The following is a 20,693-nucleotide window of genomic DNA, read 5'->3' as shown; positions in this document are numbered from 1 at the left end:
GGCGCCTTTTAACTGACGTTATGCTTATGCGTACTTCGCCAAATTATCGCTGCGGTAAATACTGCAGCGGGTTGACGGATTTCCCCTTGTAACGAATTTCAAAATGCAATCTTGTCGAGCTGGTTCCGGTGCTACCCATGGTAGCAATTTTCTGCCCCGCTTTAATTTCCTGCTGCTCCCGGACCAGCATAGTATCGTTGTGAGCGTAGGCACTCAGGTAATCATCGTTGTGTTTGATGATAATTAGATTACCGTAACCGCGCAGCGCGTTACCGGCATAGACGACGCGTCCATCAGCGGTCGCGACGATAGCCTGTCCTTTACTGCCTGCAATATCGATACCTTTATTACCGCCCTCAGCGCCGCTAAAGTTCTCAATAATCTTGCCATCAGTCGGCCAGCGCCATGAAGAGATCGGCGAACTGGTTGACGTGCTGCTTGCAGTCGGTTGGTTGCTGCTGATAGCTGGAGCCGTAACCGGCGCAACGACCGTGGTCGCAGGCTTATTGTTCGGCAACATCTTATTAGCATTCTGTTCACCTGAGGATTCAGAATACGTAATAGTTGGTTGCGACGCAACCACTGCGGTTGATTTTTGTGCAGGATGTGAGGCCGCCGTCGCACCTCCGCTGGCCTGAGCGCTGGCCTGGGCAACGGCGTTATCGCCGGTGATCGGCTGGCCTGCAGCGTTACCGACCTGCAGCGTCTGGCCGACGTTCAGGGCGTACGGCGCCGGGATATTATTGCGCTGCGCCAGGTCGCGGAAATCGTTGCCGGTGACCCAGGCAATATAGAACAGCGTGTCGCCGCGTTTGACGGTGTAGGTGCTGCCGCCGGTGTAGCTACCTTTCGGAATATCACCATATTTGCGGTTGTAAACGATCTTGCCGTTCACGGTCTGCAGCGGCTGCTGGGCTACCGGCTGCGGGGACATCGGCTGAATTTGCGTCGGCCGGGTCTGAACCGGCTGTACCTGAGGCACGGCGGTAACGCCCGTTTTCGCCGGCGGGGTAATCAGCATCCCGGAGCTGGTCCCGGAGGAGGAGGCGCCTCCAGCCGAACTGACCGGCGCAGGCGGATTATTCGTATTCGAACAGCCTGCCAGCCAGAGTGAAACCAGCGATAGTGCCGCAATACGGCTTAAGGTAAATTTTGGGCTTCCCGCGCTCATTTATCCCCCAGGAATAGGTTAACTACCAATATCTTGCTTACCGGGCAACGCCCGGCCAGGACACTGAAAATGTGTCCACCCTACGCCTAAAATCAGGCAAAAAAAACCTGGAATAATCCGGGTCTCACGCCAGCTCGCCCTGGACCAGGGGAACGAAGCGAACGGCTTCAACGGTATCAATCACAAACTCATTACCGCGACGACGGATCCGTTTCAGAAACTGATGCTCTTCACCTACCGGTAAAACCAGCACGCCGCCCTCATCCAGCTGCGCCAGCAGCGCCGGCGGAATTTCCGGCGGCGCGGCGGTGACGATAATCGCATCAAAAGGCGCTCGCGCCTTCCAACCCTGCCATCCATCGCCGTGACGGGTTGAAACATTATGTAAATCAAGTTGTTTAAGGCGACGCCGCGCATGCCACTGCAGGCTCTTAATTCGCTCGACCGAACAGACGTGGTGCACCAGCTGCGCCAGGATCGCCGTCTGATAGCCCGAGCCGGTGCCAATTTCCAGCACCCGGGACTCTGGCGTCAGCGTCAGCAGCTCCGTCATCCGCGCCACCATATAGGGCTGCGAAATGGTTTGCCCCTGGCCAATCGGCAGCGCGGTGTTTTCCCACGCCTTATGTTCGAAAGCCTCATCGACAAACTTTTCCCGCGGCACAAGCGCAATGGCTTCGAGCACGCGCTCGTCGACAATGCCCTGAGTGCGGAGCTGATTCAGCAGGCTTTCAACACGTTTGCTTACCATTGGCTGTCTACTCCGACGCGATCGAGCCAGTCGGTGACCACTTCATGGGCCTGGTGGGCGGTTAAATCAACGTGCAGCGGCGTCACCGACACGTAGCCTTCATCTACCGCCGCAAAGTCGGTATCGGGCCCGGCATCGTGCTTCTCGCCCGGCGGGCCAATCCAGTACAGGGTATTGCCGCGCGGATCTTTCTGCGGGATCACCTGATCGGCCGGATGGCGGCTGCCGCAGCGGGTCACGCGGATGCCTTTAATTTGCTCAAGCGGCAAATCGGGGACGTTGATATTGAGAATCCGCCCGGTGCGCAGCGGCTCGCGGCTGAGCGCGCGAAGAATGGTGCAGGTGATGGCCGCCGCGGTGGCGTAATGCTGATGGCCATTTAGCGAAACGGCCAGCGCCGGAAAGCCGAGGTGACGCCCCTCCATCGCGGCGGCTACGGTACCGGAGTAGATAACGTCATCGCCAAGATTCGGCCCGGCGTTAATACCGGAAACCACGATATCCGGACGGGGGCGCATCAGGGCGTTAACGCCGAGATAGACGCAGTCCGTCGGGGTGCCCATCTGGACGGCGATATCGCCATTGTCAAAAGTGAAGGTGCGTAGAGAGGACTCCAGCGTCAGGGAGTTCGATGCGCCGCTGCGGTTACGATCGGGTGCGACAACCTGGACCTCAGCGAATTCCCGTAAGGCCTTCGCCAGGGTCTGAATGCCCGGCGCATGTATCCCGTCATCGTTACTCAGCAATATTCGCATAGTCACCCGTTGTGTTGATAAGTTCCCTTACCATGCTGGTGGCGAAGCTGCCCGCCGGCAGCCAGAAACGCAGTTCAACGGTTACGTCATCCCACCAGTTCCAGCGCATCTGCTGCGGATAGAGCAGCATCGCCCGGCGCGCGGCCTCTACTTTTTCCCGCACCAGCAGCGCCTGCAGCTGCGTCTCGTCGGCCACGGCCGCCTGCTCTGCGGCCAGCGCATCACGCTGGCTGCCCCAGTCGCCGCTCCCCGGCAGCGCAGCGGTAATCAGCAGCTCGCGGCTATCAACCCGCGCCTGCAGCGCCGCCAGCTCTTCAGGCGCGGCGACAAACCAACTGCCGCGCCCCGCTAATTGTAGCGCATCGCCATCAACAACCTGATTAAATTCTGTTTTTTTTAATCTAATACTGACCTGCTGATTAAACAAGCCGCTACGCGCCGCCGATAGCCAAAAACTGCGTTTATTGCGATCCCGCACTGGGGCGCCGCTCTCGGCCCAGCGCAGCGCGCCCAGCAGGTTGCTGCCGCCAATGCCAAAGCGCTGGGCGCCAAAGTAGTTCGGCACCCCGCCGGCAGCGATGGCCTGCAGGCGCTGCTCGACGTCATCGCGATGGCTGACTTCGCGCAGGATCAGGGTGAACTGATTGCCCTTCAGCGCGCCGAGGCGCAGCTTGCGCTTATGGCGCGCGTACTCCAGCACCTGGCAGCCTTCGAGCTGAAATTTGCTGAGGTCAGGCATCTCTTTACCCGGCACCCGGGCGCAGAGCCACTGTTCGGTCACCGCGTGCTTGTCCTTCTGCCCGGCAAAGCTCACTTCCCGGGCATGTATTTTAAGGAATTTCGCCAGCGCGTCGGCGACGAAGCGCGTGTTGCACTCCTTTTTGAGGACCCGCACCAGCACGTGCTCACCTTCGCCGTCGGGCGCAAAGCCGAGGTCTTCTACCACCATGAAGTCTTCCGGGCTGGCTTTCAGCAGCCCCTGCCCCAGTGGTTTACCGTGCAGCCAGGTGAGTTCGTTGAAGGCGATCATTGTGCCGCCTTACGCAGCAGCGCCACCGCTTCACAGGCAATGCCTTCGCCGCGGCCGGTAAAGCCGAGCTTTTCGGTGGTCGTCGCCTTCACGTTGACATCGTCCATATGGCAGCCCAGATCTTCGGCGATGAAAACACGCATCTGCGGAATATGCGGCAGCATTTTGGGCGCCTGGGCAATGATGGTGACGTCAACGTTGCCGAGGGTATAGCCCTTCGCCTGAATCCGGCGCCAGGCTTCGCGCAGCAGCGCGCGGCTGTCGGCGCCCTTGAAGGCCGGATCGGTGTCCGGGAACAGCTTGCCGATATCCCCCAGCGCCGCCGCCCCCAGCAGAGCATCGGTCAGCGCATGCAGCGCGACGTCGCCATCGGAGTGGGCCAGCAGCCCCTTCTCATAGGGAACGCGCACCCCGCCAATAACGATCGGGCCTTCACCGCCAAAAGCGTGTACGTCAAAACCATGTCCAATTCGCATTAAGCCTTCTCCTGGTGTCGGGAACGGGTAAGGTAAAATTCTGCCAGCGCCAGGTCTTCCGGGCGCGTCACTTTAATATTATCCGCGCGTCCGGCCACCAGTTCTGGATGGAAGCCGCAGAACTCCAGCGCCGACGCTTCGTCGGTGATGGTCGCGCCTTCGTTGAGCGCGCGCGTCAGGCAGTCAAAAAGTAATTCACGCGGGAAAAACTGCGGCGTCAGCGCATGCCACAGGTCGTTGCGATCGACGGTATGGGCAATGGCGACTTTGCCGGGCTCGGCCCGCTTCATGGTATCGCGAACCGGCGCCGCAAGGATGCCGCCAACGCGGCTGGTTTCACGCAGCGCCAGCAGGCGGGTGAGATCGTCCTGATGCAGGCACGGGCGCGCGGCGTCATGCACCAGCACCCATTGCGCATCGGGCAGCGCCTTGAGGCCAGCAAGCACGGAGTCGGCGCGTTCACTGCCGCCGTCAACGACGGTAATCTGCGGGTGGGAAGCCAACGGCAGTTGGCTAAAGCGGACGTCGCCGGGGCTGACGGCAATCACCACGCGCTGGACGCAGGCGTTGGCCAGCAGCGCGGCAACCGCGTGCTCGAGAATCGTTTTGTTACCGATTGAGAGATATTGTTTCGGGCATTCCGTTTGCATACGACGGCCAAAACCGGCCGCCGGCACCACGGCGCAAACGCCCGGAAAAGTGGCTGCCATGTCGTAATCCTGGGCTTATTTTTAGCGATTATTCTGCGCCGATCCCTGATTGCGTTTAGACGCATCCGGGACCAGACGATAAAACGTTTCACCCGGGCGGGTCATACTTAGCTCGTTGCGCGCGCGTTCTTCAATCGCTTCCTGACCGCCGTTGAGGTCGTCGATTTCCGCAAACAGCTGATCGTTGCGCGCCTTTAATTTATTGTTAGTGTCCTGCTGAGCGGAGACATCGTCATTAACCCGACTATAGTCATGCAGACCATTTTTACCGAACCACAGCGAGTACTGTAGCCAGACCAGCAAAGCCAATAATAGCAGCGTTAATTTACCCATCCTGCCCCCTGAAAAACGGCATCATCATCCGATAACTCGTCCAAGCGTTCTACTCCGACGCGCGGACGATGCCGCGTAACGCGGGGACTGTACCACATTTTTGTCGTCGATACCCAGGCTTGATTCATACGCCAAAAGGACTATCCCAGCAGCCACAGGAACAGCAGGCCGAACATCAGTCCGATAGCCAAAATCGTCGCGCACGAGCTATAGAGGAGTTTACCATTCAACAACGAATGCAGCGCAATACCGACCACAACGGCTACCGGCATCAGTGCAAGGAAGAACGGCCAGGTGTAGAGAAGAAAAAACAGCGTATTGCTGCCATAGATAAGGAAGGGAATACCCAGCGCCAGCAGCCACGAGATAAATCCCACGGCGGCTCCTGACAAAGACCAGGTGGTCTCGTCACTCGCCACCGGAGGTGGTTCTGAACGAATCATACTGAGGTTCTGGGTATTGCGCATATCAAATCCTGTTCACCGGGCGACCAGCATCTCAGTGCCGCCACCGTTTCAGGATCTGATAATATCTCGCTGTCTGAGCAGGTCTAATAGTTGGTGCACCAAATTTGTTACCAATTGTTCACCATCCAGATGAATTTCCGCCTTTTCCGGTGCCTCATACACGGAGTCAATCCCGGTGAAATTGCGTAGTTCGCCCGCTCGCGCCTTCTTGTACAGCCCTTTTGGATCTCGCGCCTCGCAGATCGCCAGCGGCGTATCGACGAACACTTCGATAAAGCGCCCTTCCCCCAGACGCTCGCGCACCGTCTGGCGCTCGGCGCGGTGCGGGGAGATAAAGGCCGTCAGGACCACCAGCCCGGCCTCCACCATCAGCTTGGCCACTTCACCCACGCGGCGGATATTCTCTTTGCGATCGTCGTCGCTGAAGCCCAGGTCGCTGCACAGGCCGTGGCGAACGTTATCGCCGTCCAGCAGATAGGTGCTGACGCCCGCCTGCTGGAGCGCCTCCTCCAGCGCGCCGGCAACGGTAGATTTACCGGAGCCGGAGAGGCCGGTAAACCACAGCACCACGCCGCGATGGCCGTGGCGCTGCTCGCGCTGCTGCTGAGTGACCGGATGGGCATGCCAGACGACGTTTTCGTCATGCTGCGCCATTACTTGCCTCCCAGCAGATCGCGCGCGTCCCAGTGCGGGAAATGCTTGCGGATAAGCTGGTTGAGCTCCAGCTCAAACGCGCTGAACGACGAAGCGGACGTTTGGGCCTGCTCCTGCGGCTCGCGCACCATGCCAGCGCCGACGGTGACGTTCGACAGGCGGTCGATAAAAATAAGCCCCCCGGTCACCGGGTTGTTCTGGTATTTGTCCAGCACCAGCGGCTCGTCAAAGGTCAAATCCACAAGGCCGATGCCGTTGAGCGGCAGCGCTTCCACCTCCCGCTGGGTCAGATTGTTAATATCAACCTGATAGCGAATGCCGTCCACGCGGGCGCGGGTTTTCTTGCCAGCAATTTTAATATCAAAGCTCTGGCCCGGAGAGAGCGCCTGTTCAGCCATCCACACTACGTCAATGCTGGCGCTCTGCACGGCCGGCAGCGATGCCTGCGCATCGACCAGCAGGTCGCCGCGGCTGATATCGATCTCATCCTTCAGCACGATAGTAATCGCTTCCCCGGCGCCGGCTTCCTGCAGGTCGCCGTCAAAGGTCACGATACGCGCTACGCTCGACTCCACGCCCGACGGCAGCACCTTCAGGCGCTGGCCGACCGTCACCTTGCCGGAGGCTACGGTGCCGGAGAAACCGCGAAAATCGAGGTTTGGACGGTTAACAAACTGCACCGGGAAACGCAGCGGCTGGCTTTCGACCTGGCGATGGATCTCAACGGTTTCCAGCACTTCCAGCAGCGTCGGGCCGCTGTACCAGCCCATTTTGTCGCTCTGGCTGGCAACGTTGTCCCCTTCCACCGCGGAAAGCGGCACGAAGCGAATATCGAGGTCGCCCGGCAGCTGTTCGGCAAAGGTCAGGTACTCTTCGCGAATCTGATTAAAGCGCTCTTCGCTGAACGCTACGAGGTCCATTTTATTGACCGCCACCACCAGGTGTTTAATGCCCAGCAGCGTTGAAATAAAGCTGTGACGACGGGTCTGATCCAGCACGCCTTTGCGCGCATCGATCAGCAGGATCGCCAGATCGCAGGTCGAGGCGCCGGTCGCCATATTGCGGGTGTACTGCTCGTGCCCCGGGGTGTCGGCGATAATAAACTTGCGCTTTTCGGTAGAGAAATAGCGGTAGGCCACGTCGATAGTGATGCCCTGCTCGCGCTCCGCCTGCAGGCCATCCACCAGCAGCGCCAGATCCAGCTTCTCGCCCTGGGTTCCGTGACGCTTGCTGTCGTTATGCAGCGATGAGAGCTGATCTTCATAGATCTGGCGGGTATCGTGCAGCAGTCGGCCAATCAGCGTACTTTTGCCGTCATCGACGCTGCCGCAGGTCAGAAAACGCAGCAGGCTTTTGTGCTGCTGCGCGTGCAGGTAGGCTTCGACGCCGCCTTCATCAGCAATTTGTTGTGCAATTGTCGTATTCATGGCGGCTCCTTAGAAATACCCCTGACGTTTCTTCAGCTCCATCGAGCCTGCCTGGTCGCGGTCAATCATGCGGCCCTGACGTTCGCTGGTAGTGGAGACCAGCATCTCTTCAATAATTTCCGGCAGCGTTTGCGCGTTGGACTCCACCGCGCCGGTCAGCGGCCAGCAGCCAAGGGTGCGAAAACGCACCATCTGCCGTTTGATAACCTCGCCCGGCTGCAGGTCGATGCGATCGTCATCGATCATCATCAGCATGCCGTCACGTTCCAGAACCGGGCGCTCTGCCGCCAGGTACAGCGGCACGATTTCGATATTTTCCAGGTAGATGTACTGCCAGATATCCAGCTCGGTCCAGTTGGAGAGCGGGAATACGCGGATGCTTTCGCCTTTGTTAATCTGGCCGTTATAGTTGTGCCACAGCTCCGGGCGCTGATTTTTCGGATCCCAGCGGTGGAAGCGGTCGCGGAAGGAGTAGATCCGCTCTTTGGCGCGGGACTTCTCCTCGTCGCGGCGGGCGCCGCCGAACGCGGCATCGAAGCCATATTTATTCAGCGCCTGCTTGAGGCCTTCGGTCTTCATGATGTCGGTATGCTTGGCGCTGCCGTGGACAAACGGGTTAATGCCCATCGCCACCCCTTCCGGGTTTTTGTGCACCAGCAGCTCGCAGCCGTAGGCCTTCGCGGTGCGGTCACGGAACTCGTACATCTCACGGAATTTCCAGCCGGTATCCACGTGCAGCAGCGGGAACGGCAGGGTTCCCGGATAGAACGCTTTACGCGCCAGGTGCAGCATCACGCTGGAATCTTTGCCGATGGAGTACATCATCACCGGATTGGAGAATTCGGCGGCCACCTCGCGAATGATATGGATGCTTTCCGCCTCCAGTTGTCGCAGGTGAGTGAGTCGTTTTTGGTCCATTACCGTTCCTTATAAAGCCTGTTGCACCGGGCCTAAGCCAGATTGACCACAGAAGAGCCAAAGCCTTCTGCGTTCGTTGTATGTTGAAACCAGGCGAGCTGCTGATGTAATTGCACCACCTCACCCACCACCAGCAGGGCCGGCATCGGGGCGTCTTTCGCCAGCTGTTCCAGTTGTTCTAACGTGCCGACCGTCGTTTGCTGATCGGCGCGGGTGCCGCGAGAGATAACCGCTACCGGCGTACTTCCGTCGCGCCCGTGGGCGATGAGCTGAGCGCTGATGACCGCCGCCTTCATCGTGCCCATATAGATAGCCAGCGTTTGCCGGCTCTGCGCCAGCAGCGCCCAGTCGAGCGAATCGCTGTCAGCCTTATAGTGGCCGGTGACAAAGGTCACGCTCTGCGCATAATCGCGGTGGGTCAGCGGAATTCCGGCATAGGCCGTCGCGCCCGCAGCTGCGGTCACGCCGGGGACAACCTGAAACGATATTCCCGCTGCCGCTGCCGCCTGCAGCTCCTCGCCGCCGCGGCCGAAAATAAACGGATCGCCGCCCTTCAGGCGCACCACGGTTTTGCCCTCTTTCGCCGCCTCGACCAGCATCCGATTGGTTTCGTGCTGCGGCACCGAATGCTCGCCGGCGCGTTTGCCAACGCAGATCATCTCCGCGTCGCGGCGCACCAGCTCGCGAATCTCCGGCGTAACCAGATGATCGTAAAACACCACGTCCGCCCGCTGAACGGCCTGCAGGCCGCGCAGGGTCAGGAGCCCCGCGTCACCCGGCCCGGCGCCGACCAGGATGATTTCACCCAGCCGCTTTTCCGGCCGATAAAGCTCCTCCTCCAGCGCCTTATTCGCGGCGGCTTTATCACCGGCAATCATCAGGCTGGCAAAGCGGCCGTTGAAAACGCGCTCCCAGAAACGACGCCGCGCCGCGGTGGTGGTCAGATGGGTTTTAATATGCTGCCGCCAGCCACCCGCTGCTTCGGCAACGCGTCCGAGATTGCTCGGCAGCAGCGCTTCAATTTTTTCGCGGATCAGCCGCGACAGAACCGGCGCCGTTCCGCCGGAAAAGATCGCCACCAGCAGCGGGGAGCGATCGACAATGGAGGGAAAGACCGCCGAGCAGAGCGGCTGATTGTCCACCACGTTAACCAAACGGAAACGGGCGTTCGCCGCGGCGGAAACCCGCTGGTTCAGCGCGTCGTCTTCGGTGGCGGCAATCACCAGGAAAACGTCATCGATCTGCTGTTCCTGAAACGCTTGCGCGCGCCACGCGATTTCCCGGCGCTCGACCTGTTCCGCAAGCTCATCGGATAGCGCAGCGGCCACAACCTGCACCTTCGCCCCAGCCCGACGCAGAAACATTATCTTGCGCTCGGCAATCTCGCCGCCGCCGATAACCAGCACCGGCCGCTCTTTTAGTTCGGCAAATAGGGGCAAATAATCCACGCTGCAACAACTCGCTTACAATCAGTCATGGTGCGACTATAGGGTGCCGCTTAGAGCAAATGAAATTACGAAATGGAATGAGTTGTTACTCAAAGGAATAACGGCATGGGAAAGCAAAGTTCAAAAAGTGCTTAACATGCGACTTTTCCGCTATTTAAGAGCAAATGAAATTGTTTAAGCCCGGTCACAGTTTCATACTAAGCGGGTCAAATTGTTATGTTGCCGTAAGGACCCTCATATGTTTTCCGCGTTGTGCCGCCGCCTGCTTCCACTGGCGCTTGGCGCAGGTTTTGTCTTCTCCGCCCCGGCTTTTAGCGCTATGGGCGAAACCGCCAATACGCAGGCTCGTCATATCGCGACTGTTTTCCCCGGAAGAATGACCGGCTCGCCCGCAGAGATGCTGTCGGCGGACTACCTGCGTCAGCAGTTCGCGCAGATGGGCTACCAGAGCGATATCCGCAGCTTTCATACGCGCTATATCTACACCACCAAAAATCAGCGGCAGAACTGGCAAAACGTTACCGGCAGCACGGTCATTGCCGCCCACGAGGGCAAGGCGCGCCAGCAGATCATCATCATGGCGCATCTCGACACCTACGCGCCCATGAGCGATAGCGACGTGGAAAAGAACCTCGGCGGCCTGACCCTGCAGGGGATCGACGATAATGCCCTTGGCCTTGGCGTGATGCTGGAGCTGGCCGAACGACTCAAAAACGTGCCCACCCATTATGGGATTCGCTTTATCGCTTCCAGCGGTGAAGAGGAGGGGCGTCTCGGGGCGCAGAATCTGCTGCAGCGGATGAGCGACGAGGAGAAGAAAAACACCCTGCTGGTGATCAACCTCGATAACCTGGTGGTCGGCGACAAGCTCTATTTTAATAGCGGCCGCAGCACGCCGGCGCCGATTCGCAAGCTCACCCGCGACCGGGCGCTGGCCATCGCGCGTAGCAAAGGAGTTGCCGCTTTCAGTAATCCAGGACTGAACCGCGACTATCCGCAGGGCACCGGCTGCTGTAACGACGCCAGCGTTTTTGACAGCGCCGGGATCCCGGTGCTGTCGGTAGAAGCCACCAACTGGTCGCTCGGTAAGAAAGATGGTTTCCAGCAGCGGGCAAAATCCCCCGCCTTCCCTGACGGCTCAAGCTGGCACAACGTTCAGCTGGATAATCAGCAGCATATCGACAAGGCGCTGCCCGGCCGTATCGAACGCCGCAGCCGCGACGTCGTCAAGGTGATGCTGCCGCTGGTAAAAGAGCTGGCGAAGGCCGATAAGCGCGGCTAGCTGGTGTTTTGCTGCTGTAGTAAGAGTACGTTCCTACGTTATCTGGCAGTAATGCACACTGCGGTTTATATCCGCAGGGGTGGAGAACATAAGATAACGAGTTGGTAATGGATATCGTGAATGGTTTATCCCCGCTGACGCGGGGAACACATGATCCCAAGCCAGACTTTAAAGTCCGTATCCGGTTTATCCCCGCTGACGCGGGGAACACTTTAATCCACTGCCGGAAACAGGAGTCCGGAACGGTTTATCCCCGCTACCGCGGGGAACACCGTAGCCAGCAAAGTCGCCATTTTAAAATTCTCGGTTTATCCCCGCTGCCGCGGGGAACACATTCCAGAACGAGGCATCCACGTTCAGCCCGCCGGTTTATCCCCGCTGCCGCGGGGAACACGATATCCGCCATCAAGTCATCGACCGACATGTCGGTTTATCCCCGCTGGCACGGGGAACACGACTACCAGCCGGCCGTTACGTACATGCCAGGCGGTTTATCCCCGCTGGCGCGGGGAACACACGTCGGTTTTACCGTCAGCAAGACCATCGCGCGGTTTATCCCCGCTAGCGCGGGGAACACTGCAGCCAGGCGAACGTTATATTCCTGTTCGCCGGTTTATCCGTAAGCGTCTCATCCAGACCGTATTGACGCTTATGTAGATGTGAGATACGCCTTCAACGTCAGCGGGTCGCGCCGCCGGTTATGGCCGCATCCCAGCTTGCCTGCGCTGCGAGCATGGCATCCATATTGTTTTCCACCCAACGAGCGACGACCGTAACGGTTTCGGTCAGCGTCTGACCCAGAGGAGTCAGGCTGTACTCCACCGTCACCGGCACAGTTGCATAAACCTCGCGTGAGACAAGCCCATCCCGTTCCAGTTTGCGCAGTGTCTGGGTCAACATTTTCTGGGTGATGCCCCTGATATCACGCCGCAGGGCATTGAACCGGGCTGGGCCGCGCTCCAGACGACCAAGAATAAGTAACGCCCATTTGTCGGCCAGCCGGGCCAGCACATCGCGCGTGGGACAACGATCATCATAAACATCGTAAGTAAAATGCATATTAGTCATAACGATAGCTTCTCCTCTCAGGTTTCATTAGTGATACCTGGTGGCATTAGGGTGCCTTATTCCTTGATCTGAAGATCATGTGTATAAATAGGCCGCAGTTTCTATTTGATACTAAGAGGCCAAAAATGGCAAAAGTTCTGACGCGAGGAAATACCATGTTACGTAACAAACTGCTCCCGGCCATACTGGTTGCTGCCGTCACTGTCGGATTTTCCGGCGTTACTGTGGCACAGGAAACTGATCCGCACAGAGTGCCACAGGCTACCGATGCTGAATTTTCCCCACTCGGGAAATCTTATAACGTCGATTTTGGCGATCAGAAATTCCGGCTTGATTTCCCTTCAGCCCATGAAATGCACTTTACGTCACCCGATGGCAAAAACACGGCTACGGTGCCGATTACCGTAACGCCGATGGGGAATGACGTATATATGATCTACTGGTCACGCCGTGCGGGTCAGCATGTGGTCCATGTGGATGATTTCCGTAACGGAATTGCTTATACCAATATCTTCTTACCGGACGGCTCAGCTTCCCGCCGGAAAGGTACACTGACTGAAATAAAGAAATAAAAAGAGAAACAGAAAATGTTAAATCGGTTTAATTCTGCATTTAGCCAGTATACGAATCATCCAGATTTCGGGAGGCTTTTACTGCGGCTCACGTTTGGAATATTAGTGATATTCCACGGCGTGGCTAAAATAAGCCACGGTGTTGACTGGATTTCTGGTCTGCTGGAAGCCAGAGGACTTCCCGGATTTATTGCTTATGGCGTATTTATCGGTGAGATTATCGCGCCAGTCTTTATCATTCTCGGCTGGTTCACCCGGCCTGCGGCATTCGTTTATGCGTTCAATATTCTGATTGCCACGTTACTGGTTGGTATGGGGAAATTTTTCACGATTACCAAAGTAGGAGCCTGGGGGCTTGAAAACGAAGCACTCTATTTCATAGGCGGATTGTGCATTATGTTTCTGGGCGCGGGTAAATACCGTCTGCCATCCGGAAATGAATAGTCCAATTTAATCAAGGAGATATTTCATGAGTATCGTAGTAGTTTATTATTCCGGTTATGGTCATACAAAGCGCGTGGCAGAAAAAGTGGCATCAGGTGCTCAGGCTGAGTTGATTGCCGTTGATGAATATGGCGACATTCAGGAGAGTGACTGGCAAAAACTGAATGATGCGAAGGCCATTATCTTTGGTGCGCCTACCTATATGGGTAGTGTACCGTGGCAGTTCAAAAAGTTTGCGGACGCCACCTCCAAAGTCTGGTTCACCCGTGGCTGGCAGGATAAAATTTTTGCCGGATTCAGCAACAGCGCCAGCCTGAACGGTGACAAACAGGTTTCTCTGCAATACCTGCAAACACTGGCCTCCCAGCATGGTGGGATCTGGGTAAGTCTGGGACTACCGCCATCCAATACGTTATCAGCCACTCGCGAGGATGTTAATAACCTGGGTGGTTCTGTCGGTCTTCTCGTCCAGTCACCTTCAGATGCAGGCGCGGATAAAATTGCATCCGGTGATCTGGAAACTGCGGTTAAATTTGGCGAACGGGTTGCGGCAATTACCGGACGGTTTAACTAAACAGAAATTTCCACTTGTTTGTGAGTATGCCCGACCTGGCGGTGATACCGCCTGGCCGGGCGTTTTTTTCTGCTACGTTTCCGGTATGAATGTCAGCATCACATACAGACCCTATTAACGCTTACGCAGACGAGCATCAGATCAGACTTCATCTGATAGATTTCGCTGATAGAACATAATCTAATCATAAGCGTCACACCCAGATCGTATTGACGCTTATGCAGATGTGAGATCGGCTTTCCACGGCAGCAGATCCCGCAGCCGGTTCACCGGCCAGTCCTGGATATGCCCCAGCACATAGCGCAGCCACGCCTCTGGCTCCACGCCGTTCAGCCGGCAGGTGCCGAGCAACGAGTACAGTACCGCTGCTCGCTCCCCGCCCGCATCCGAACCTGCGAACAGCCAGTTTTTCCGGCCCAGTGCTACGCCACGAAGAGCGTTCTCTGCGATATTGTTGTCGATTTCCACCCATCCGTTACGGCAGTACAGGTTCAGCGCATCCCACTGCTTAAGCAGGTACGCGAATGCCTTCGCCGTATCCGAGTGGCGTGACAGCACCGTCATCTGCACCTGTATCCAGTCGTACAGTGACTGCATCAGCGGGATGGTTTTCTCTTTCCTTGCCGCCAGCCGTTCATCTGCGGGGCTGCCGCGTATTTCCGCCTCGATGGCGTACAGCTCGCCGATGCGCTTCAGCGCTTCGGTGGTGATATCCGTTGGTGTACGGACGTGAACGTCGTGGATTTTCCGCCTTGCATGCGCCATGCAGGCCGCTTCCGTGATAACTCCGTCTTCGTACAGCGCGTTGTAGCCACCGTAAGCATCTGCCTGCAGGATACCGCTGTACCCGGCAAGGTGATGCTGCGGATGAACGCCTTTTCTGTCCGGTGAGTACGCGAACCAGACCGCGGGCGGAAGCTGTGACCCCGCGTTGCGGTCATCCCGCACGTACACCCACAGCCGGGCCGTACGGGTTTTTCCGCTGCCCGGCTCCTGAACCGGTACCGGGATATCGTCGGTATGCACTTTGCCCGGCATCAGCACGTACTGTTTCAGCAGGTCATACATCGGCTCCAGCAGTTCACTTACCGCCCCGGACCATCTCCCCAGCGTGGCCCGGCTCAGCTCCACGCCCTGACGACGGTATATCTCTGACTGACGATAATGCGGCGTATGTTCTGCGAACTTCGCCGTGACGATTCGGGCCAGCAGACCGGGGCTGGCATAGCTGCGCTCAATGGGTTTGGAGGGCATCGGGGTCTGAACGATATGGTCACACTTGCAGCAGGCCAGCTTCGGCCGCTGTGTTTCGATAACTGATCTGGTCAAGTTAAACAGGACACTTTTTTCTCAGCCATCTGTTCATATCGCACTGGCGATAAATACCCATTCGAAGCATGGTTTCTGTCAAGATTGTAATAACGCATATAGTCTGCAACATCACGTTTCATACCTGCCCGCGTCTGCTGCGGGATCAACAGCACCCATTCATGTTTCAAACTGCCCCAAAAACGCTCCATTACCGCGTTATCCCAGCAGGCGCCAACATCTCCCATGCTGCTTCTGAGTCCGTAACTGGTTAACTGCGTTTGGAAGCGCTTGCTGGTATACTGCGCTCCACGATCGGTATGGACGACCAGCCCTGTCGGTGGATTGCGCAGGTTGTAAGCCTGCATGAGAGCCCGGCAAACCAGCGACGATGTCATTCTCTTGTCAATGTGCCAACCGACGATCCGGCGGGAATATAAATCCATGATCGCAGCCAGGTACAACCAGCCTTCACCCGTTTTCAGATACGTAATATCACTCACCCATATCTGGTCCGGTCCGGGAGGATTGAAGTTCTGATTCAACAGATTTGGTGCAAAATCAGCCCCTTTCTTCGGTTTCGTTGTGACCTTCCAGGCACGGCGTTGCCGGCAGAGAAGTCCCTCTTCGCTCATGATTTTTCTAACGCGCCAACGACTTATGGTGACGCCTTCTTCACGGAGCTTTTTAACCAGCGTTCGGCTCCCGGCACTTTCCCGACTGGCAGAGAATAACGCCTTGAGCATCACCCTGACTGCGGTATCTTTCGACGGGCAGGCTATCGGCTTTTTTCGCCAGGCATACCATGCGGACGGGCTAATGCGCATCACGCGACAAAGCGTCCGTAGCCTGTAATTACCTGCGTTATCGAGGATAAACTGGTATCTCACGACATGTGCTTCGCAAAGAAGGCGCTCGCCTTTTTTAATATTTCCTTCTCAATGCGTAACTCTTTGTTTTCTAGACGTAGCCTTCGGAGTTCAGCTTGTTCATCTTCACTAAGCGGACTTTCATGGCGCTGGCGCGCGGCGGCGACCCAACTGCGCAATGTTTTGGCGCTGATCCCCAAAGAAGTTGCGGCACGCGCAATGGAGTAATTTTGCGTCAGCACCAGGGCCACCGTTTCCTTCTTAAATTCTGGCGTAAACTTTCGCTTCTGATTCACTAAACACCTCCATTTTGGATGTAAGTTTAGTGTCCTGATTATTCGACCACAGCAAACCTTAAAGGCGCTGCTGATAAGCTCCAGCTGCTCCGACACGTCGCAGCTCAGCGGGCTGAGGTTACCGCCGCACGCCGGACAGGCGGTTTCGGCAGGCGGCAGAATGCGGGTTTCTCGGGGAAGCGAGGCAGGCAGAGGTTTACGGGCGGAAGACTGGCGCAGCGGCTGAGGCAACTCCGGATCATGCTGCTCACCCAGAACTTCCGCCATCTCTTCCTGCAGAGCGCTGATGCGTTCTTCAGCTTCGCGCACCTGACGTGCCGTTTTCTCACGCAGCTTTTCAGAGCTCTTGCCGAACTGCATGCGCTGCAGTTTCGCGACCAGCGCCTTCAGCCGGTTTATCTCGCTGGCGTACGCCGCCACCCGCTGTGAGAGGAGGCGGTTATACTCCGTCATCTGGCGGAGGGTGTTCTGCTGCTCCTGCAACAGTGCCCTGAGCCGGGCATTTTCATCAGGGTTCGGGGTGTCCATACCATCACTTTACAGCAGCTTATATGCGTATTCCAGGGCGTTCCGTCCGCTGCGGGTGTTTCCAGTTAATGCCTTCCAGCAGCATTCCCAGCTGTGCGGGCGTCAGGTGGACTTTTCCGTCGCGGGTCACCGGCCACACGAAGCGCCCCCGTTCCAGCCTTTTGGTGAACAGGCACAGACCGTCACGGTCAGCCCACAGCACCTTTATCATGTCACCACGCCGGCCGCGGAAGATAAACAGGTGCCCGCTGAACGGGTCCGTGCTCAGCGTGTTCTGCACTTTCACCGCCAGCCCGTTGAAGCTGCAGCGCATATCTGTCACGCCGGCGACCAGCCAGATGCGCGAGCCAGCCGGAAAGTTAATCATGCCTTACCCTCCCTGAGTTCGCTGACCAGTGCACGCAGCAGCTCCGGCGTCAGTGGCCCGGTCAGGCTCAGGCTGCCGCCCGGCAGTGTCAGCTTACAACTGATGACCGGTGGCTGGTCTGATGATACGGCCCCGTTGTGTCTGGATGGCGGCGAAAGCGGCTCCACGGTGACCGGAATGAGAGCGGCCCTGCTGGCAGGGTCCAGCAGTCCCTGTCGATGAAGATTACGCCAGTTAAACACCAGGTTATCGTTAACGCCATGTTCCCGCGCCAGTTCTGCCACACAGGCCCCCGGCTGCAGGCTCAGCTCCGCCATGCGGATTTTGAACTCCAGTGGCCAGTCCGGGCGGCGTTTTTTGACAGGAAGATTTGTTTCAAGATTAAAGGCATAAAGTTCCTCTTCGAGGCGCTCAGGCGTGTAATCCTCTGGCAACGGCCAGTTGATACCCGTGCGGCGAAAACGCTTGAACATTTTATGCGTAGCGGAGGTACTGATGCTCAGTTGCTCAGCGATTTCACGGTAAGTCAGTGCGTCGTTAAACCGCAGGCTGAGTGCAGCAGTGATCCAGGGCCTTCTGGAGTATGGCGTATTTTTGTCCACGGTAGTGTCCATGTTCGCGAAAGTGTCCATGGTAGGAAACACGGGCAAAAATTAAAGACGGCCTGTATGAGCCGCTTACGTTTATCCCCGCTAGCGCGGGGAACACCGTGAAGTGGTCACCGTGCCGGTGATGCGCATCGGTTTATCCCCGCTAGCGCGGGGAACACGCCGACAGCTGAACAATTCGCAGTGATTTTGGCTGTTTATCCCCGCTAGCGCGGGGAACACTGAATATGGGGAGGATTCTCTAATGGGGTTTCCGGTTTATCCCCGCTAGCGCGGGGAACACGCCGAGGTATCAGCACCCAGTTTCATGTCTGCCGGTTTATCCCCGCTGGCGCGGGGAACACACATCCCAGTGCAGACCACGGGCATGGCATGACGGTTTATCCCCGCTGGCGCGGGGAACACAGGAATCAAGGTAACACGGGCGAAATTGTCGGCGGTTTATCCCCGCTGGCGCGGGGAACACAAGGGTGGGAGGATGAATTCCATCCGTTAATCCGGTTTATCCCCGCTGGCGCGGGGAACACTTCGTATAGCCCCAGCACGTCAGCGCACTCTCGGTTTATCCCCGCTGGCGCGGGGAACACCTGCGGCTCGGTCAGCGCGCATAGCCGTATGGCAGTTTATCCCCGCTGGCGCGGGGAACACTCCAATCCAAGCCATGCCCAGGTGCGAGCACGCGGTTTATCCCCGCTGGCGCGGGGAACACATATCCGGAGCCTCGACGCCGGCAAAAACAGTCGGTTTATCCCCGCTGGCGCGGGGAACACTATGACGGCGGCACCCTGCTCTGGATGGATACCGGTTTATCCCCGCTGGCGCGGGGAACACCTCACTGCTACCAATGGCTACCGCCAGTGGCGCGGTTTATCCCCGCTGGCGCGGGGAACACGTCAGAAGATTGGGAATTACTGCGCCAATCCCTGGTTTATCCCCGCTGGCGCGGGGAACACCCGCGTATAGCAGCTGCGCTGTCACACTCAGACGGTTTATCCCCGCTGGCGCGGGGAACACCGGGTCTTGCTCCCGGCCTTAACCGCCGTCGCCGGTTTATCCCCGCTGGCGCGGGGAACACCAAAGCTCAGGTGGAGCCTAAAGTCGATGGCGCGGTTTATCCCCGCTGGCGCGGGGAACACTGCGGGAACTAGCAGAAAGCCTGCCGCGCATTCGGTTTATCCCCGCTGGCGCGGGGAACACTTACCGTCACCGCCTTTCTCTGATACCACAAGGGGTTTATCCCCGCTGGCGCGGGGAACACTCTTATCCTATACAACTGAACTAAAAGACTTTTTTCAACACACAAAATCCCACCAACTTTTTCGTATTTTTAAAGAACACTAACTTATTGAATTTTAATGGGTAAAAATGACACTAGTCTCAAGCCATCCAGGTCTACCGGAATACGTCGGTTTTCACCAAAAGTCTGAAACTCAAATCCTGATTCAGTATTTGTTGCCCATACCATCACGACATTTCCCTCTTGCGCCAAAGCTGTGACTTGTTGCCATATCATCTCGCGAACTTTGGTCGACACATCGCCAACATAAACCCCAGCGCGGACCTCCAGAAGCCAGACTGCCAGTCTTCCTCGCAGTCGCGGTGGTACATTTTCAGTCACAACAACCAGCATGCTCATCTTCAGCTACTCCGATGGCCTGAATCTCCCAAAGAGACAGGAAGCGGGATCGCAACGGGTTGTGAATCTTCAGGTGGAGTTGGAGGTTGAATTTCCCCCGCGGGGTAATGCCTTCAATCGATAGAAAACCATGATATGCTACTGGTATTTAGGGCTTTCTATGGCTACCGTTACTGTTCATTGTCCTCGTTGCCATTCCGATTCTGTTTATCGCCATGGGCACAGCTGTTCCGGGCACGAGCGCTTTCGTTGCCGGTCATGTCGCCGCGTTTTTCAGCTGGCTTATACCTGTGAAGCCAGAAAACCCGGTGTAAAAGAACAGATAGTTGAACTGGCACACAACGGTGCCGGCGTCCGCGATACCGCCAGAGTTCTTAAGGTCGGTATCAATACCGTCATACGGACATTAAAAAGCTCTCGCCGTCCCGGATAACCGCTTCTCCTGTCGCTCATGCCGATGTGGCACTCATCTGCGAGCTTGATGAGCAGTGGGGCTTTGTTGGCAGTAAAGCCCGGCAGCACTGGCTCTGGTATGCTTACAATACCAAAACGGGTGGCGTACTGGCTTATACTTTCGGCCCACGTACCGATGAGACATGTCGGGAACTGTTGGCCCTGTTGACGCCCTTTAGCATCGGCATGATTACCAGCGATAACTGGGGCAGTTATGCCAGAGAGGTGCCGAAGGAGATACATCTGACTGGTAAAATTTTCACACAGCGCATTGAGCGAAACAATCTGACGCTGCGAACCCGTATCAAGCGGCTGGCACGCAAAACAATATGTTTTTCACGTTCCATCGAATTGCACGAAAAGGTCATCGGTGCCTTCATCGAAAAGTACATGTTCTACTGATTGGAGGCATTACCAACGTGGGCATACCACATCAATCTTTGCCATCAGAAATCCAAAAAGCAAAGCATACTACAACACTAAATTTGAGTCATGACCGCCGAATTTACACCACGTCCTAAGACTCTACCCTCATTCATCGAGAAATA

General features: G+C 57.1%; 23 protein-coding genes, 3 pseudogenes and 2 CRISPR repeat arrays. Of the genes and pseudogenes, 6 read left to right on the top strand and 20 right to left on the bottom strand.

Translation table 11 applies throughout. From position 1 onward, the window contains the following. Positions 1-43: 43 nt before the first annotated feature. The gene (gene nlpD / locus AC1M2H_RS05915; RefSeq protein WP_480151854.1) at positions 44-1,120 is read right to left on the bottom strand and encodes a murein hydrolase activator NlpD; all 1,077 of its coding nucleotides are present in this window, start codon (positions 1,118-1,120) and stop codon (positions 44-46) included. On the opposite strand from nlpD, the gene AC1M2H_RS05910 reads away from it, so the two are divergent. Beyond that, positions 1,062-1,193: a peptidase gene (locus tag AC1M2H_RS05910; RefSeq protein WP_241723694.1), complete on the top strand. Its 132-nt coding sequence runs from the start codon at positions 1,062-1,064 to the stop codon at positions 1,191-1,193. The genes nlpD and AC1M2H_RS05910 overlap by 59 nt on opposite strands. 102 nt (positions 1,194-1,295) lie before the next feature. Here AC1M2H_RS05910 and AC1M2H_RS05905 read toward each other — a convergent pair whose 3' ends face one another. The 11 genes from AC1M2H_RS05905 to cysG all read right to left on the bottom strand — a co-directional run bounded on the left by AC1M2H_RS05905 (position 1,296) and on the right by cysG (position 10,131). After that, positions 1,296-1,922, bottom strand: a complete 627-nt coding sequence (locus AC1M2H_RS05905) for a protein-L-isoaspartate(D-aspartate) O-methyltransferase (RefSeq protein ID WP_426812129.1) — start codon at positions 1,920-1,922, stop codon at positions 1,296-1,298. After that, positions 1,916-2,677: a 5'/3'-nucleotidase SurE gene (surE, locus tag AC1M2H_RS05900; protein ID WP_041146941.1), complete on the bottom strand. Its 762-nt coding sequence runs from the start codon at positions 2,675-2,677 to the stop codon at positions 1,916-1,918. Before surE ends, AC1M2H_RS05905 begins: the two co-directional genes overlap by 7 nt. Further along, entirely contained in the window at positions 2,658-3,707 is a 1,050-nt protein-coding gene (truD, locus tag AC1M2H_RS05895; protein ID WP_480150662.1) for a tRNA pseudouridine(13) synthase TruD, read from the bottom strand. Before truD ends, surE begins: the two co-directional genes overlap by 20 nt. Next, positions 3,704-4,183 (bottom strand): 2-C-methyl-D-erythritol 2,4-cyclodiphosphate synthase, encoded by a 480-nt coding sequence (gene ispF / locus AC1M2H_RS05890; protein WP_480150661.1) that lies wholly within the window; start codon positions 4,181-4,183, stop codon positions 3,704-3,706. Before ispF ends, truD begins: the two co-directional genes overlap by 4 nt. Then, entirely contained in the window at positions 4,183-4,893 is a 711-nt protein-coding gene (gene ispD, locus AC1M2H_RS05885) for a 2-C-methyl-D-erythritol 4-phosphate cytidylyltransferase (RefSeq protein ID WP_480150660.1), read from the bottom strand. The genes ispF and ispD overlap by 1 nt, the downstream gene beginning before the upstream one ends. Positions 4,894-4,914: 21 nt before the next feature. Further along, on the bottom strand, positions 4,915-5,226 hold the full coding sequence (ftsB, locus tag AC1M2H_RS05880; protein ID WP_426812126.1) for a cell division protein FtsB: 312 nt from the start codon (positions 5,224-5,226) through the stop codon (positions 4,915-4,917). Between the two features lie 140 nt (positions 5,227-5,366). After that, on the bottom strand, positions 5,367-5,693 hold the full coding sequence (locus AC1M2H_RS05875) for a DUF3561 family protein (RefSeq protein ID WP_426812125.1): 327 nt from the start codon (positions 5,691-5,693) through the stop codon (positions 5,367-5,369). A 48-nt stretch (positions 5,694-5,741) separates the two neighbouring features. Then, a complete protein-coding gene (gene cysC / locus AC1M2H_RS05870; RefSeq protein ID WP_133600386.1) occupies positions 5,742-6,347 on the bottom strand; it encodes an adenylyl-sulfate kinase in 606 nt (201 codons plus the stop codon). Continuing rightward, positions 6,347-7,774 carry a sulfate adenylyltransferase subunit CysN gene (cysN, locus tag AC1M2H_RS05865; protein ID WP_480150659.1) on the bottom strand — a complete coding sequence of 476 codons (1,428 nt, stop codon included), beginning with the start codon at positions 7,772-7,774 and terminating at the stop codon, positions 6,347-6,349. Before cysN ends, cysC begins: the two co-directional genes overlap by 1 nt. A gap of 9 nt (positions 7,775-7,783) precedes the next feature. Beyond that, positions 7,784-8,692 carry a sulfate adenylyltransferase subunit CysD gene (cysD, locus tag AC1M2H_RS05860; RefSeq protein WP_464415167.1) on the bottom strand — a complete coding sequence of 303 codons (909 nt, stop codon included), beginning with the start codon at positions 8,690-8,692 and terminating at the stop codon, positions 7,784-7,786. Positions 8,693-8,724: 32 nt separating this feature from the next. Then, positions 8,725-10,131, bottom strand: a complete 1,407-nt coding sequence (cysG, locus tag AC1M2H_RS05855) for a siroheme synthase CysG (RefSeq protein ID WP_480151853.1) — start codon at positions 10,129-10,131, stop codon at positions 8,725-8,727. A 247-nt stretch (positions 10,132-10,378) separates the two neighbouring features. Between cysG and AC1M2H_RS05850 the strand changes: the two genes are divergently transcribed. Further along, complete coding sequence (locus AC1M2H_RS05850; RefSeq protein ID WP_480150658.1) at positions 10,379-11,422, top strand: aminopeptidase; 1,044 nt, start codon at positions 10,379-10,381, stop codon at positions 11,420-11,422. A gap of 121 nt (positions 11,423-11,543) precedes the next feature. Next, a CRISPR array of direct repeats spans positions 11,544-11,999; the repeat unit is 29 nt; unit sequence CGGTTTATCCCCGCTGCCGCGGGGAACAC. A gap of 101 nt (positions 12,000-12,100) precedes the next feature. On the opposite strand, the gene AC1M2H_RS05845 is transcribed toward AC1M2H_RS05850, so the two are convergent. Continuing rightward, complete coding sequence (locus AC1M2H_RS05845) at positions 12,101-12,490, bottom strand: winged helix-turn-helix transcriptional regulator (RefSeq protein WP_480150657.1); 390 nt, start codon at positions 12,488-12,490, stop codon at positions 12,101-12,103. 155 nt (positions 12,491-12,645) lie between these two features. Here AC1M2H_RS05845 and AC1M2H_RS05840 point away from each other — a divergent pair, with 155 nt between their 5' ends. The 3 genes from AC1M2H_RS05840 to AC1M2H_RS05830 are packed head-to-tail and all read left to right on the top strand — an operon-like array spanning position 12,646 to position 14,080. Beyond that, positions 12,646-13,062, top strand: coding sequence for a MoaF-related domain-containing protein (locus tag AC1M2H_RS05840; protein ID WP_480150656.1), 417 nt, complete (start codon positions 12,646-12,648; stop codon positions 13,060-13,062). A 15-nt stretch (positions 13,063-13,077) separates the two neighbouring features. After that, complete coding sequence (locus AC1M2H_RS05835; RefSeq protein WP_480150655.1) at positions 13,078-13,506, top strand: DoxX family protein; 429 nt, start codon at positions 13,078-13,080, stop codon at positions 13,504-13,506. 25 nt (positions 13,507-13,531) lie between these two features. Then, positions 13,532-14,080: a flavodoxin family protein gene (locus tag AC1M2H_RS05830; protein ID WP_480150654.1), complete on the top strand. Its 549-nt coding sequence runs from the start codon at positions 13,532-13,534 to the stop codon at positions 14,078-14,080. 216 nt (positions 14,081-14,296) lie between these two features. Here the strand turns inward: AC1M2H_RS05830 and tnpC are convergent. The 7 genes and pseudogenes from tnpC to AC1M2H_RS05795 form a co-directional block, all read right to left on the bottom strand. Next, positions 14,297-15,400: pseudogene (tnpC, locus tag AC1M2H_RS05825) on the bottom strand (IS66 family transposase); the annotation flags it as partial. Positions 15,401-15,405: 5 nt separating this feature from the next. Further along, positions 15,406-16,592 (bottom strand): IS3 family transposase gene (locus AC1M2H_RS05820; RefSeq protein ID WP_480151852.1). Its coding sequence is split into 2 segments (ribosomal slippage): positions 15,406-16,316 and positions 16,316-16,592, totalling 1,188 coding nucleotides; the frame shifts between segments, so codons are not numbered across the junction. Between the two features lie 15 nt (positions 16,593-16,607). Then, positions 16,608-17,081: pseudogene (locus AC1M2H_RS05815) on the bottom strand (transposase domain-containing protein); the annotation flags it as partial. Between the two features lie 19 nt (positions 17,082-17,100). Beyond that, positions 17,101-17,448, bottom strand: a complete 348-nt coding sequence (tnpB, locus tag AC1M2H_RS05810; RefSeq protein WP_480150653.1) for an IS66 family insertion sequence element accessory protein TnpB — start codon at positions 17,446-17,448, stop codon at positions 17,101-17,103. Next, positions 17,445-18,062: an IS66-like element accessory protein TnpA gene (tnpA, locus tag AC1M2H_RS05805; RefSeq protein WP_480152313.1), complete on the bottom strand. Its 618-nt coding sequence runs from the start codon at positions 18,060-18,062 to the stop codon at positions 17,445-17,447. The genes tnpB and tnpA overlap by 4 nt, the downstream gene beginning before the upstream one ends. 65 nt (positions 18,063-18,127) lie before the next feature. Continuing rightward, a CRISPR array of direct repeats spans positions 18,128-19,314; the repeat unit is 29 nt; unit sequence CGGTTTATCCCCGCTGGCGCGGGGAACAC. Positions 19,315-19,398: 84 nt separating this feature from the next. Continuing rightward, positions 19,399-19,692 carry a type I-E CRISPR-associated endoribonuclease Cas2e gene (cas2e, locus tag AC1M2H_RS05800; protein ID WP_480150651.1) on the bottom strand — a complete coding sequence of 98 codons (294 nt, stop codon included), beginning with the start codon at positions 19,690-19,692 and terminating at the stop codon, positions 19,399-19,401. 2 nt (positions 19,693-19,694) lie between these two features. After that, positions 19,695-19,793: pseudogene (locus tag AC1M2H_RS05795) on the bottom strand (type I-E CRISPR-associated endonuclease Cas1e); the annotation flags it as partial. A 59-nt stretch (positions 19,794-19,852) separates the two neighbouring features. On the opposite strand from AC1M2H_RS05795, the gene AC1M2H_RS05790 reads away from it, so the two are divergent. Then, a protein-coding gene (locus AC1M2H_RS05790) for an IS1 family transposase (RefSeq protein ID WP_480148370.1) occupies positions 19,853-20,547 on the top strand; the annotation gives its coding sequence in 2 pieces (ribosomal slippage) (positions 19,853-20,099 and positions 20,099-20,547; 696 coding nt in all). Positions 20,548-20,693: the final 146 nt, after the last annotated feature.

Source organism: Klebsiella sp. F11, from assembly GCF_056712265.1.
This window is presented reverse-complemented; position numbering and strand designations above follow the sequence as displayed.